Annotated in this window: 9 protein-coding genes; 6 read left to right on the forward strand and 3 right to left on the reverse strand. The window is 64.6% G+C overall.

Annotated elements, in window-relative coordinates:
• Nucleotides 1-244 precede the first annotated feature (244 nt).
• Nucleotides 245-757: a DoxX family protein gene (locus ACFWAY_RS38245; RefSeq protein ID WP_378457602.1), complete on the reverse strand. Its 513-nt coding sequence runs from the start codon at nucleotides 755-757 to the stop codon at nucleotides 245-247.
• Nucleotides 758-1,066: 309 nt separating this feature from the next.
• Between ACFWAY_RS38245 and ACFWAY_RS38250 the strand changes: the two genes are divergently transcribed.
• The 3 genes from ACFWAY_RS38250 to ACFWAY_RS38260 all read left to right on the forward strand — a co-directional run bounded on the left by ACFWAY_RS38250 (nucleotide 1,067) and on the right by ACFWAY_RS38260 (nucleotide 5,430).
• Nucleotides 1,067-2,635 carry an MFS transporter gene (locus ACFWAY_RS38250; RefSeq protein WP_378457601.1) on the forward strand — a complete coding sequence of 523 codons (1,569 nt, stop codon included), beginning with the start codon at nucleotides 1,067-1,069 and terminating at the stop codon, nucleotides 2,633-2,635.
• Between the two features lie 616 nt (nucleotides 2,636-3,251).
• Nucleotides 3,252-4,010: an alpha/beta hydrolase gene (locus ACFWAY_RS38255; protein WP_378457600.1), complete on the forward strand. Its 759-nt coding sequence runs from the start codon at nucleotides 3,252-3,254 to the stop codon at nucleotides 4,008-4,010.
• A gap of 547 nt (nucleotides 4,011-4,557) precedes the next feature.
• Nucleotides 4,558-5,430 carry an LLM class F420-dependent oxidoreductase gene (locus tag ACFWAY_RS38260; RefSeq protein ID WP_378514221.1) on the forward strand — a complete coding sequence of 291 codons (873 nt, stop codon included), beginning with the start codon at nucleotides 4,558-4,560 and terminating at the stop codon, nucleotides 5,428-5,430.
• A 13-nt stretch (nucleotides 5,431-5,443) separates the two neighbouring features.
• Here ACFWAY_RS38260 and ACFWAY_RS38265 read toward each other — a convergent pair whose 3' ends face one another.
• Nucleotides 5,444-5,821 carry a tryptophan-rich sensory protein gene (locus ACFWAY_RS38265; RefSeq protein ID WP_378514242.1) on the reverse strand — a complete coding sequence of 126 codons (378 nt, stop codon included), beginning with the start codon at nucleotides 5,819-5,821 and terminating at the stop codon, nucleotides 5,444-5,446.
• Nucleotides 5,822-6,238: 417 nt separating this feature from the next.
• Between ACFWAY_RS38265 and ACFWAY_RS38270 the strand changes: the two genes are divergently transcribed.
• Nucleotides 6,239-8,479 (forward strand): NADP-dependent isocitrate dehydrogenase, encoded by a 2,241-nt coding sequence (locus ACFWAY_RS38270; RefSeq protein ID WP_378457597.1) that lies wholly within the window; start codon nucleotides 6,239-6,241, stop codon nucleotides 8,477-8,479.
• Between the two features lie 276 nt (nucleotides 8,480-8,755).
• On the opposite strand, the gene ACFWAY_RS38275 is transcribed toward ACFWAY_RS38270, so the two are convergent.
• Nucleotides 8,756-9,388 (reverse strand): hypothetical protein, encoded by a 633-nt coding sequence (locus tag ACFWAY_RS38275; RefSeq protein WP_378457596.1) that lies wholly within the window; start codon nucleotides 9,386-9,388, stop codon nucleotides 8,756-8,758.
• A 363-nt stretch (nucleotides 9,389-9,751) separates the two neighbouring features.
• On the opposite strand from ACFWAY_RS38275, the gene ACFWAY_RS38280 reads away from it, so the two are divergent.
• Both ACFWAY_RS38280 and ACFWAY_RS38285 read left to right on the forward strand, forming a co-directional pair.
• On the forward strand, nucleotides 9,752-10,936 hold the full coding sequence (locus ACFWAY_RS38280; RefSeq protein WP_378514222.1) for a DUF2207 family protein: 1,185 nt from the start codon (nucleotides 9,752-9,754) through the stop codon (nucleotides 10,934-10,936).
• Between the two features lie 730 nt (nucleotides 10,937-11,666).
• Nucleotides 11,667-12,698 (forward strand): IS110 family transposase, encoded by a 1,032-nt coding sequence (locus ACFWAY_RS38285; protein ID WP_378514223.1) that lies wholly within the window; start codon nucleotides 11,667-11,669, stop codon nucleotides 12,696-12,698.
• The last annotated feature ends 467 nt before the right edge of the window (nucleotides 12,699-13,165 follow it).

The following is a 13,165-nucleotide window of genomic DNA, read 5'->3' on the forward strand; positions in this document are numbered from 1 at the left end:
ACGGGTAGTTGTTCGGGAGTCGCGGGGGGGCCCCCCCCCCCCCCGCCCCGGATTCGAGTCCGGAGCGGGCGGGCGGGCCGGTTCGTGTAGTGCCCTACTCCGGTAGCACTGTCGATCGCTCCACCGCGCTGACGCCTCGTGAAACTGAATATGTCAGCGGGGTGGACAACGGATGGCCTTCCACAGATACGGCTTGGGCCCCCACGGGATACGTGGGGGCCCAAGCCATTTGCCGGGCGGACTTTTAAGCCACCGTCTCGATCTTCGCAGGGCGATAGAACAGGAGTAGTTGGCCTACGCCGCCGAGGATTCCCAGCCCGGCCGCAACGGCGAGGCCGGCCCACCCCTCGGCCGGGTTGCCGCCGAACACCACCTGGTCGATGCTGATCCGTCCGGCACCGAGCATGGCAACGCACACCGCCGCTACGGCAATGACGAAGGTGTACTCCCAACCCGAGGTCATCACATAGAATCCCTTCGTGCGGTGCACCGTCCACGCTGCCACCAGCATCAGTGCCACGAATGCTGCCGCGGCGAGGGATGTGAAGATTCCAACCGCGAGAGCGATGCCGGCGACGATCTCGGTCCCGGCGGCCACCCGAGCATGAAGGAAGCCAGGGCGCATGCCGAGGCCCTCAAACCATTTGGCATTACCGGTAAGTCGGGCCCCGAGAAATATCTTGTGATAGCCGTGGGCGGCCATCGTCACGCCGAGGCAGGCACGCAACAGCAGCACGGCGAAATCGAACGAGCTCATCGCTGTGGCCTCCCGGCGACGGCCCGGGCGCAGGGGCCCTCATCTCTGTCGACCATCAGTGCCGGCCCGAGACGATTTCTGACGTGTGTCGCCGGTGGCGCATCTTTCGTGCTCAATGGTTTCTCCTTGACGATGTTGTGAGGTAGACCGCGGTCTCGCGGTGCCCAATGATCGACGTCGCTCCCACCAATCCGACGGCGAGCGTGTGCGCCCCTCGCTCGAGGGCGGGCGAATGTGCCCGACGATTGCGAGACCCCGGCGAGCGAAGCTTACGTTTCTATTCGATTACGGTCAATCGTCGTAACGTAATTGAAGGGCTCAAGGGTTGGGTTCGACGGCTGTTCCATTACAGCTGTTGACTGTAATGGAAAGCGCATCTACGGTTTCATCACCGACGTCGATGCCCCTCTGCTTCTTCCAGAAGGCGCGGCGCGACGACGGTCGCACGACCGACATCAACTCAACGCGCACCTGACCGAAAGTGAAATTGCAATGGCCTCTGAACTTTCGAGTTCGCACGTACCCGTAGCCGGTGTACGAGTCGGTGAACTCATCGACGGGCGGCCCGTGGGCCGCTTCCGTTACCTGCTCCTCGCTCTTGCCGGTGCGGTCATGTTTCTTGATGGCTTCGACACTCAGGCAATCAGCTTTGCGGCCCCGGCCATCGGGCGGGAGTGGGGACTTTCCGTTTCCGCCCTCGGTCCTATCTTCTCCGCGGCCATCGTCGGATTGATGGTTGGCTACCTATGCCTTGCGCCCCTCGCCCAACGATTCGGGCATCGACGCACGGTGCTTGTTTGTACAGCGATGTTCGGGATCTTGACCCTGCTGTGTGCGCTCGCAGAATCATCGATTCAACTGATCGCACTGCGATTCCTCACCGGAGCGGGGTTGGGCGCGGCCATTCCCAGTCTCGTTGCTCTGACCAGCGAATTTGCACCGGCACGGCGACGCTCTTCGTTCGTGATGTTCATATACTGCTGGTATGCATTCGGATTCGTCGCAGCCGGTGTCGTTTCCGGGATCGTGATTCCGACATGGGGATGGCGCGCGATGTTCGTCGTCGGAGGCTCGGTGCCCTTGGTGCTGCTGGTGTTCTTGCTGCGCTACTTGCCGGAATCTCCCCGGTACCTACTCCTGCGCGGTGCCCACAATCGCGTGCATGCCATCCTGCGCCGCCTCGACCCGGGCCTGCCCATCGATGCCATCGTCCTGGCGGACGCATCAGACTCCGCCCAGCCTGCCGCGCCCGCCAACGGCAAGGTGTCGGTGGTGCTCGACCTCGTACGGGGCCGCTGGTTCCTCAATACCCTCCTACTCTGGCTTGCCTTCGTCGCGAACCTGGCAGCGTTCTATGCCATCCAGAGCTGGCTGCCGACAATCGTTGGCTCCCTGGGCGAATCGTCACGCGTGGTCATCGCATCCACGGTTCTCACCACTGTCGGTGGCATTGTCGCGGCGATCTTCATCGGCCCTGCCATGGACAGAACCAGTCCGTTTCGCACGCTCGGTGTGGTTTATCTCGTTGGTGCCGGATTTGTAGCCCTACTCGGATGGGTGATCGGGGGAGGCAGCACTTGGCTACTCCTAGGAGCGGCTTTCCTGACCGGAACGTGTGTGACCGGTGGTCAGATGAGCGTGATCGCGTTGGCGACAGTGCTCTATCCGACAAGCATGCGCTCGACTGGTGTGGGATGGGCGCTCGGGATGGGGAGGCTCGGTGGTATTGCCGGACCCGTGATCGTCGGTGCGGCGCTGGGCGCCGGTGTAGCGCCCCGCGAAGTCTTCTTCGCGATAGCGATGATCCTCATCGGCGCCAGCATCTGCGTGCTGGCGCTCGAACGGCGCGTGCGATCCCAGCGCCGCACCGCGAGCTGATCGAAATGCCTGAGATGAGATGACGTCTCGATGTCCACGGCCATCGAGACCAGGACCGGCAACCTGCCGCACGAGCTGACAACTCTGTCTGACGTTGCCGGGAGGTGACCGAGGCCAAGCAACTGCTGTCGGTCGCGCGCCTGGTAACCATGGACCGGCACCGGTGGGGTAGGAGAGTCCGTCTCGCACTCCGAGTTGCCGCGGTGTCCGCAACGCTCGGACTCTCCATCGAGTCAACCGCAGATCCCGAGGCTCAAGTCGTCGAGTACTTCGCGACCAGGTCTGTACTGCTCGTCCCCGACTGTTGCGAGCAGCTTGTCGCACCGACCGCCGCGATCTGGGCCCCTGCTGAGACACCGTCCAGCAATACGAATCTTGACAACAAGCAGGCAGGCCTTGGGTGGCACCGGGGCTGGTACGCACAGCCCGCACTGCAAGCAAACTCGCCTGGATCGGTCGCGCACAAGTCGACTGGATCCTCGGCTCGAGGCCGAACGATCGAGCCTGCAGGCCGTGTCGGCACGAAGTCGGGAACTGGCCTCTCAAATCTGTTCAATACGAACGATATTGGGAGTGCGCTGGAACAGAACATACCAACCATGAACAAGGAGATTTCATGTCCTCTCATTCCCAGGAACGCCTCACAGTCCTCCTCGTGCACGGTGCATGGCATGGCGCATGGTGTTGGCAGGCCGTCAAGGAAGAATTGATCAGAAACGGATTGGAGGTCGAAACCGTCGACCTCCCCAGCGCCAACCCTCGAGGGGGACAACGAGGAGGACTTCACGATGACGCGCGTGTTGTGCGGTCCGCTCTCGATTCGATAGACGGGAACGTCATCGCGGTAGCACATTCCTACGGCGGCCTCCCACTGAGCGAAGGGGCGGCGGGCGCCCCCAATGTTGCACACCTCATCTATCTGACAGCGTTCCAGCTCGATATCGGCGAATCTCTGTGGAGCGCCCTTGGGGGGCAACCAACATCATGGTTGCAGATACGAGACGATGTCACGATGCCAACAGACACGCGAGAGATATTCTTTGCTGATATCAATGACGTCATTGCAGATGCTGCGACAGCAAAACTTTCGCCACAAAGCCTGTCCTCCTTCAAAGAATCGCAAACTGCCGCAGCGTGGAAATCGACCCCAAGCACTTACATCATTTGCGAGAACGACAATGCGATTCCGGTTCCGGCGCAGGAGGCCATGTCCGCACGGGCAGGACATTCCATACGCCTCGCCTCCAGCCACTCACCCTTCCTTTCGCGACCCAACGATATTGCGCAAATAATCACAGACCACGCAAACTCGACGTCAGCAGGATTCACTTCCTCTGCACCCCAAATACTCACCACAGCGATAAACGGCGATTGATCTGCGACCCACCGCGGAGGGAAAAGCCTCGATGGCAACGAGTGCCGCCGCGCAACCACTCGCCAACGGGGTTGCGCCGTCCGATGTACGACGGATGATCCGCACGCCCCGCGGTCTGGCTTCATCGAATTCGCCTGCAGGTGGCCGCCATCCGGGGGGCGCTACCGAGGGAGAAGATCCTTGTGAACTTCGGAATGACGAAGACCGGGTTCCGGTACCGACTGGGTGCGGTGATGTTCGGCGCGCGGATGACGAGGTGGATGGTGCGTGGCGCGGCCACGGACCAACGGCGTCGCGCGGCACGCAGGACGCGCTGGCCGGGATCTGATACGCGGGCGGCCACTGGATAGGAGATCCAGATCGCCCTCATCCGCGCAACTCGCTGCAAGACTACAAGAATGACCACGTCGCACACCTCGGACCGTCCGCAGCCACAGGAATCGAAACCTACTCGGCTCGACACCGAGACCATCTACCAGGCTGTCGGAGGCCAAGGTGGTACTGACGATCCCTGGGTAGTCCTCGGCAACACGCCTAACGTGGAGCTATGGAACTTGGACTGCACATCGCCGACTTCACCTTTCCGGACGGACCGTCGACCCTCGCGCACGACTTGTCTCGCATTGCCGTCACCGCCGAGGACGTGGGTTTCGCCAAGATCAGCGTCATGGATCATCTCTGGCAGATCGAACCGGTGGGACCGATCGACACCGAGATGCTCGAGGCCTACACCACTCTCGGCTACCTCGCTGCCGTCACGAAGAAGGTGGACTTGCTGGCCTGGGTCACCGCTACCGTCTACCGCGAGCCAGGCCTTCTTGCCAAGGCCGTGACCACACTCGACGTCCTGTCCAAGGGTCGTGCCTACCTGGGAATCGGCGCCGCCTGGAACGAGGACGAGAGTGTGGGACTCGGGCTCCACTTCCCGCCCACGGCCGAACGCTTCGAACGACTGGAGGAAACACTGCAGATCTGCCTGCAGATGTGGAGCGAGAACGACGGACCGTTCGAGGGAACGCACTACCAGCTCGGCAGCACGATGAACGTGCCGCAGCCGCTACGCCACCCACACCCGCCAATTCTGATCGGCGGTGGGGGTGAGAAGAAGACGCTTCGGCTGGTCGCGCAGTACGCGCAGGCCTGCAATCTGTTCGGTGGACCCGAGGTCGCGCACAAGCTGGAGGTGTTGAAGGGCCACTGCGACGCTCTCGGAACCGACTACGACGCCATCGAGAAGACCGTGATGTTCCCGCTCGACCCGGGTGCGGGCGGACAGAACGTGGACAGCCTTCTGGGTCAGCTCGAGGACTTGTCGAAGCTGGAAATCACCCACGTTCACGGATGGGTGCCGGAAGTCGCGTCGATCACGCCCCTCGAGATCTTGGGCGAGCGCGTCGTTCCGGTAATCGCGGACTGGTGATCCGACCGCTCGGTCATTGACCGGATCGCCGGGTCCGGTCATCCGCGGTTGTGCCGCCAGATCTCGGTGGAGAACATGGTGGCGAAGGTGCACCACACCGGGTAGGAAGCAGCGCCGCGGCCACCGTCCGATCGACCGCCGCCCTGCGCCGCGCCAGATTCGCGCTGCTGACTGCCATCAGGCTGGCGACGATCGGTGCCGCGGCGAGCGGGTGGACGCGGACGAACACCCAACTCCAGCTCTCATTGACTACCGGATTCACCCCAGGGCGCGGAGGTACTCGCGTTTGGCGGTCTCGGTGAGCCGGTCGGCGGTGACCGCCGAACACACGGCAATGGCCGGTGTAGTGGGCGGTCCCGACGATCGGGAACACCACCGGCGAAGGTTGGATAGTGCCTTCGTTGCCTGACTGTCATCGCGCGCTGCTCTCCGGGCGCCTCGACGTAGATGTTCTCGTTCGTTCTGGGCCTGGTGGTCACCGCGTCCACAACTCGAAATGCTTCGGCGACGCCGATGGTGGACGGATACTGGTCGTAGGAGGCGCGCAGCCTGGTCCACCGCAGGTAGACGGCGACGGGGCAGGTGCGGAGATTCCCGCGCCACGCAACGCCTCGGTGAACGCGATCGATGTGGGCTGACCACCGGAGTGTTCGAGTGGTGAACAACGAGTCGCAGTGAAGCGGAGATCGGAGTACCGCGCTTGAATATGGTCCTGGTGATGTCGCACGTAACCTGGTACTCGCCGCGATACGGATAGCCGCACGCGGAGCCCTTCGAAAGCGGACCGAACTGACGCGGGAGAACAACCATGAGCGCCGATAAACAGCCGACCATCATCTACACGCTGACCGACGAGGCGCCGTTGCTCGCGACCTACGCCTTCCTGCCGATCGTGCGCACCTTTGCCGGTGCCGCGGGCATCGAAATCGAGTCGAGCGACATCTCGGTACCGACGCGGATCCTGGCCGAGTTCCCCGACCGGCTCACCGAAGAGCAGCGCGTCCCGGACAACCTTGCCGAGCTGGGTCGTCTGACGCAACTGCCCGAGACCAACATCATCAAACTGCCCAACATCAGTGCGTCTGTGCCGCAACTCCTGGCCGCCATCAGGGAACTGCAGGGCAAGGGCTACCAGGTCCCGGACTTTCCGGACGACCCCAAGACCGACGAGGAACGGGACATCCGGCAGCGGTACGGCAAGGTCCTCGGCAGTGCGGTCAACCCGGTCCTGCGTGAGGGCAACTCCGACCGCCGCGCACCCAGGGCGGTGAAGGAGTACGTCCGCAAGCACCCGCACAGCATGGGTGAGTGGTCGATGGCCTCGCGCAGCCACGTCGCGCACATGCGGCACGGCGACTTCTACCACGGCGAGAAGTCGATGACGCTGGACCGGCAGCGCAAGGTCCGGATGGAGTTGGTGACCAAAGGCGGCGAGACGATCGTTCTCAAGCCCGGGTTGGACCTGGGCGAGGGCGACATCATGGACAGCATGTTCATGAGCAAGAAGGCCTTGCTCGATTTCTACGAGGAGCAGATGGAGGATGCGCGCAAGACGGGCGTGATGTTCTCCCTCCACGTCAAGGCGACGATGATGAAGGTCTCACACCCCATTGTCTTCGGCCACGCGGTGAAGACCTTCTACAAGGACGCGTTCGCCAAACATCAGAAGCTGTTCGACGAACTGGGCGTCAACGTCAATAACGGCCTCGCTGACCTCTACGACAAGATCGAGACGCTGCCCAGCACGCAGCGAGAGGAGATCATTCAGGACCTGCACGACTGCCATGAGCACCGTCCCGAGTTGGCCATGGTCGACTCCGCCCGCGGCATCTCGAACTTCCATTCGCCAAGTGACGTTATCGTGGACGCCTCGATGCCCGCGATGATCCGCTTGGGCGGTAAAATGTACGGCGCCGACGGGCGGCCCAAGGACGCGAAGGCGGTGATGCCGGAGTCCACTTTCGCGCGCATCTACCAGGAGATCATCAACTTCTGTAAGACCAACGGCGCGTTCGACCCGACGACCATGGGCACCGTCCCCAACGTCGGGCTCATGGCACAGAAGGCCGAGGAGTACGGCTCGCACGACAAGACCTTCGAGATTCCGGAGGAGGGCGACGCCAACTTCGTGGATGACGAAACCGGTGAGGTGCTTCTCACCCAGCACGTCGAGGCGGGCGACATCTGGCGCATGTGCACCGTCAAGGACGCGCCGATCCGCGACTGGGTCAAGCTCGCGGTCACCCGGGCGCGCAACTCCGGGATGCCGGTCCTGTTTTGGCTCGACCCGTACCGCCCGCACGAAAACGAGCTGATCAAGAAGGTCGACCTGTACCTGCAGGATCATGACACCGAGGGCCTCGACATCCATATCATGTCGCAGGTGCGCTCGATGCGGTACACGCTGGAGCGGCTGATCCGGGGGATGGACACCATCGCGGCGACCGGCAACATCCTGCGCGACTACCTCACCGACCTGTTCCCGATCCTGGAACTCGGCACGAGCGCCAAGATGCTGTCGATCGTGCCGCTGATGGCCGGCGGCGGCATGTACGAAACGGGCGCCGGCGGGTCGGCGCCCAAGCACGTCAAGCAGTTGGTGGAGGAGAACCACCTGCGCTGGGATTCGCTCGGGGAGTTCCTCGCGTTGGCTGTCAGTCTGGAGGACCTCGGCATCAAGACCGACAACGAGCGCGCCAAGATCCTGGCCAAGACGCTCGATGCGGCGACCGGCACGCTGCTGGACGAGAACAAGAGCCCGTCGCGCAAGACCGGCGAGCTCGACAACCGGGGCAGCCAGTTCTACCTCGCGATGTATTGGGCGCAGGAACTCGCCGCGCAGACCGAGGACGAGGAACTGGCGGAACGCTTCGCTTCGCTTGCCGAGGCGTTGACCAAGAACGAGGACACCATCGTGCGGGAGCTTATCGAGGTGCAGGGCGCGCAGGTTGACATCGGCGGCTACTACAAGCCGGACGGCGAGAAGGCCGTCGCCGTGATGCGGCCGAGCAAAACTTTGAACACCACGCTGGCTGCCGCGCAACGCTGAGCAGGAACCATCGAACCCCCGGTTAGGTCCTGGGGTCGGACTTGCATCAAAATTATTCCCGGACAATGTAGTTCAACGGTGTGGGTCGCCGGTGATGACGAGCGCATCGTCATCACCGGCCTCCCCTGCCGGGAACAACGGCCGCACACCTGCAGTGATACCTGGCGTGCGTCCGCTCAACCGGACCGGACCATGGGCGGTAACCATCGCCGGCACGTGAACTGTGCACGGGGCGAACGGTTCGATGAAGCGCAGGGCCCCAGCGGCCCCTGTGGGTCAGGTCCGCCCCTCCACGGACGGTGTGACCGCCAAGTCGTCGAGCAGCCCCAAAAATGCCCGGGCACAGGGGAGGTCGGCGGTGGCCCCCGCCACGGTGGTCCAGTCGACCTGATCGCGCAATGCGCGGGCGACCGGCAGCATCGGTACGAAATCACACCGATGAGAACCGAGATGACGGAGTTTGTCGATCATCAGATCGGTTCCGCTGAGGACCGGTGCCCAGATCTGCCCGATCCGCATCGTCTCGGCCCGCTCGAGGAGTCCCTCCCCGGTCCCGGTGGTACAGGCCGGATACAGCAGGGTGACCCGGAGATCACCGCCGACGAGCTGCCGTGATCCGAGCCGGGAGGACGCGATGGACCGCATCCCACCCGCAGCCAACGCGGTCCTTGCACCGGTCAGCTGTTTGTCCGGGGCGATGATGGTCACCTGGTGCTCGGCCGGCGGTCCGCCGCGGGCGTACACGGCGCAGTCCCCGCCGACCGCGAACGGCACGTCGGCGGTCGAGAGGATGTTCACCGCCCGCCCCAGCGTCCGCATCAGCTGGGCTTCGCGGGCCGCGACTATCCGAACGGTGGGGTAATCCTCCGCCCGCGGGGAACAGTGGCGCGACAGGTACTCGGTGGTCATGACCGGTGGATACCCGGCGTTGCGGACCTCAACCGTGCGATGGGTGATCTCGTTCCACGGAGTGCGCGGCCACGGGCGCGAGGGACCTTCGTGAGGGCGCGGCGAGTACTGGTCTGCCAGCTTGTCTCCGCAAGCGTGGAACGCACCGGCACCCCAACGGAGTAGTGAGCATCGGCGGCAGCGGGTGGATAGGGCTGCGGCCGCCTCGAGGGACACACCGTGCACGGCAACGTCGTCCCCCGAGCGGGTGAGGAGCCAGGCACCTCGAGGTGGGGTTGGTACTCCTGAGTGGTCTGGTTGCCTGGTGTGGATGTGTCGAGGATTGCGGTATCGGCAAATCTTCCCGGCAACGAGGTAGGCGAAATGTACGACAACGGCGATGACCGCGAGTCCAATTCTGGCGGAGAGGAACGCGCCGCGGCCCAGGCTGCGGCGGATGCGTCGAAAATGCGCGCTGCTGTTGCCGTTTTCCTCGGCGTCTCGGCATGCATAGGACTGCTGTGGCCCCTGGCGTGGGGACCGGCATCGAAGGTGCGTGGGCTCGCCGCGGTCGTCGGCGAGTCGTCGGTGCTTGCTGCGGTCGCCGTGGGGCTGTCGGTCGTCGCGTTGGGTGCGGGGCTTCTGTGGTCGCGAAGTGCCCGCGAGGAACTCCCCGAGGTTCCGGTGCAGTATGGGCCTGTCCCCGGTCTCGGGCCTGCGCAGACCGAATACGTGGTGAGGAAGCGGATCGGCGACAGCGCGTCGACGGCGACACTGCTCCACCTGGCCGAGCGGTCGGTGGTCCGGCTGACCTTTGTCGAGGACGACCTCTGGCAGATCGAGGGAATCGGCAACCCGGAGCGGTGGAAGCAGATCGACCCCATATCCCGGACGCTGGCCGGTGCCCTCGGAATCCGGACGCCGGGAGCGGTATTCGTCGCCGACGGCTCGGTGAAATCCGGTTACGCTCTGAAAGAGGGCATGCACGCGATGTCCGATGCCTGCCGGTCGTGGGCGGCGCAGGACGGTCTGCTCGCGATCTCCGTCAGAACGTGGATCGGACGGACGATGGCGTGCCTGTGCACGGTACTCGCCGTGCTCGGGTTCCTCGGCGTGCTCGGTCCCACGATCCTCGGTGTTCCCTTCGCCGTGTTCGTCATCGGCTCTCTCGGTGTGTTCGCGGCCGGAACGAGTCTTCGGCACACGCCGAGGGGACGGCAAATATGGGCGCGAGTTGCCGGTTTCGAACGGGTGCTGTCGGGTCGGTCGGCCGTGATCGGGTCCGCCGCGGTCGGTGAGTGCTTCCTCGCCGCCGTCCCCTACGCCTTCACCTTCGGTGTCGCGGACCGGTGGGCGGCGAGGTATCGCCGCGCGACCAGACGGGTTGCCCCCCAACCGGACTGGTACCCGGCGACCACGTTATACGACGACGCCGTGGGTTTGTACGCGGAGGTCGGATTCAACAACCTCGACGCCACGTTAAGTAACGCCCTCTATCGGCTCGAGGCGGCCGGGAGCCGGCCGGATGCCGGTGGAGCCGACAACGTCGGAGCGGTGGGCGGTTTCTGAGTGGGAACGCCCGGAGCGCCTGCGACCCGACGCCGGCCGGTCCCGCGACCGGCGTCGGGTCGCCTCTGATGGCGGCGCTGAGCTCGAGCGATCGCCTGTCTCACCGTGGCGGCGCGGGAATGAGTCTGCGGATCGTCGACCGTCCACGGCCGGGCCGACCGCACATGCAGATGGGCACCGCGTGACACGGAGTCGTGCAAGCGCGCCCGTGACGCTGCCGCCCGGGCAGCGCAGCTTCAGCGGTGTCCCCGCCGTGGATCTGATCGACACCGTGCTCCGCATCGGCGGTGCGGCTGTCCTCCTCCGCGACTGCCACGGGAGGCCAGGGTGCTGTGGTGTCGGCGCCATGCCACTTTCTCTGCGCCTTGAATGGCGCTCGCCGGTACAGCATTCGGCGCCCGAGTTGCGGCCGGTCTTTGTTTGTGAACTCAGGACCTTCCGGCACCTGTCGGCGCAGCGGCGGGTCGCGTTTTCGCGCACATCCGGCGGTGCGCGTGGTGGTCGGCGTGCGCGCTGCACACATCGTGGCTGCGCTCGCACGCGGGGAGGTAGGCCCCGACCTGGGCGCTGGTCCGGTTCGGGTGCCGCGCACCCGGGCGTTGGGCATTCTCCTCGCCTGCCCTGAGCACGGGAGCGTCCTGATGCGATGAAAGGGGCGGGGCCTCCCGCTCCTCGTGGTTCCCGGCGAATGCTGGGGGTGTCACATCCACACGTGTCGGAGGAGGCCCCTATGAGTGAGTATGACGGAAAACAGTTCGTCGGGATCGATCTGCACCGGCAACGCTCGGTGATCGTCCGGCAAACCGATTCCGGTGAGCAACTCGCGGTGACGCGAATCGTCAACGACCCCGCCTCACTGGCCCTGCAGCTCGAGAAGGCCGGAGAGCATCCGGAGGTGGTGCTCGAGGCAACCTATGGCTGGTACTGGGCGGCCGACACGCTGCAGGCCGCCGGCGCGAGCGTGCATCTCGCACATCCATTGGGTGTCAAGGGGTTCCGGTACCGGCGGGTGAAGAACGATGTACGCGACGCCCGGGACCTGGCGGATCTGTTGCGGATGAACCGGTTGCCCGAGGCGTGGATTGCACCGCCACCGACGCGGGAACTGCGGGAACTGGTGCGCTACAGAGCCAAGCTCGTCGCGTTGCGGTCGGGCCTCAAGGCCCAGGTGCACTCGGTGCTCGCCAAGGCCGGGGTGTTGATCCCGGTGTCGGACCTGTTCGGCGTCGAGGGACGTGAGCGTCTGACGCAGGTCCCGCTCGGTGTCGCGTACGCGCAACGGGTGATTTCGCTGCTCGAGCTGATCGACGTCCTCGACGCGCACGAGGGACGATTCTTCGACCAGATCGCCGCCGAGTTGCGTGGCCATCCTGGTTATCGGGCGATTCAGGAGCTGCCCGGGGTCGGTCCCACCCTCGGTGCCGTGTTTGTCGCGGAGATCGGTGACGTGCACCGGTTCACCGACCCCAGCCGCCTGTGTTCGTGGGCCGGCCTGACCCCCAAGCACCGCGAGTCCGACACCGTCGTGCGCCGCGGGCACATCACGAAGCAGGGCTCCAAACTGGTGCGCTGGGCGGCGGTGGAGGCCATCCAGCGGCAACCGGCCGGCACGAAGATCTCGGTCGACCGCAAACGCATCGAGGCCCGACGCGGCAGGAACATCGCCAAGGTCGCCGCGGCCCGCAAACTGCTCACCCTCGTCTACTACGGGCTGCGTGACGGACAGATCCGCGCGCTGGCCCACCATAAGGCGGCGGCGTGAGCACCCCGGACGCAACACGCGCGCGGCCGCAATCAGGTCTGACCCCCGTGTCAACGGCGTGGTCGTCGTTCTGAATGACCCCGCGTATTGCCAGCGCACCGCTCCATGCCCGCACCGCCGGGCGAAGGGATGACCGACAGCCGAGGGGGAACCCGGCCTGTCCCAACCCATTCGCATCACATTGGAGACCGTTCACTCCCACAACCGAATTGCCCGTTTCCGGGGGGCCGTGACCAGTCTGCGCCGGGCCGGGCCACGGTCAAGACCGTTCGTCCTCACTGGCGCTGCGGGCGCTCCGTCCTGACCGAAGGGGGCCCTCACCCAGCGTTGCCCGCACGGAGGCCGGAAACGGGCAAAACAGCAGGTCGGACAGGGGTTGACAGGACCCCGCCCTTTCAGGGATGACCTGATTTCTGCCACCTTCATGGGATCACTCGGACTGCCTGTGTGGGACCACCACCCTGGCG

It is taken from the genome of Rhodococcus sp. NPDC059968, from assembly GCF_042738615.1.
Classification (GTDB): Bacteria; Actinomycetota; Actinomycetes; order Mycobacteriales; family Mycobacteriaceae; genus Rhodococcus_F.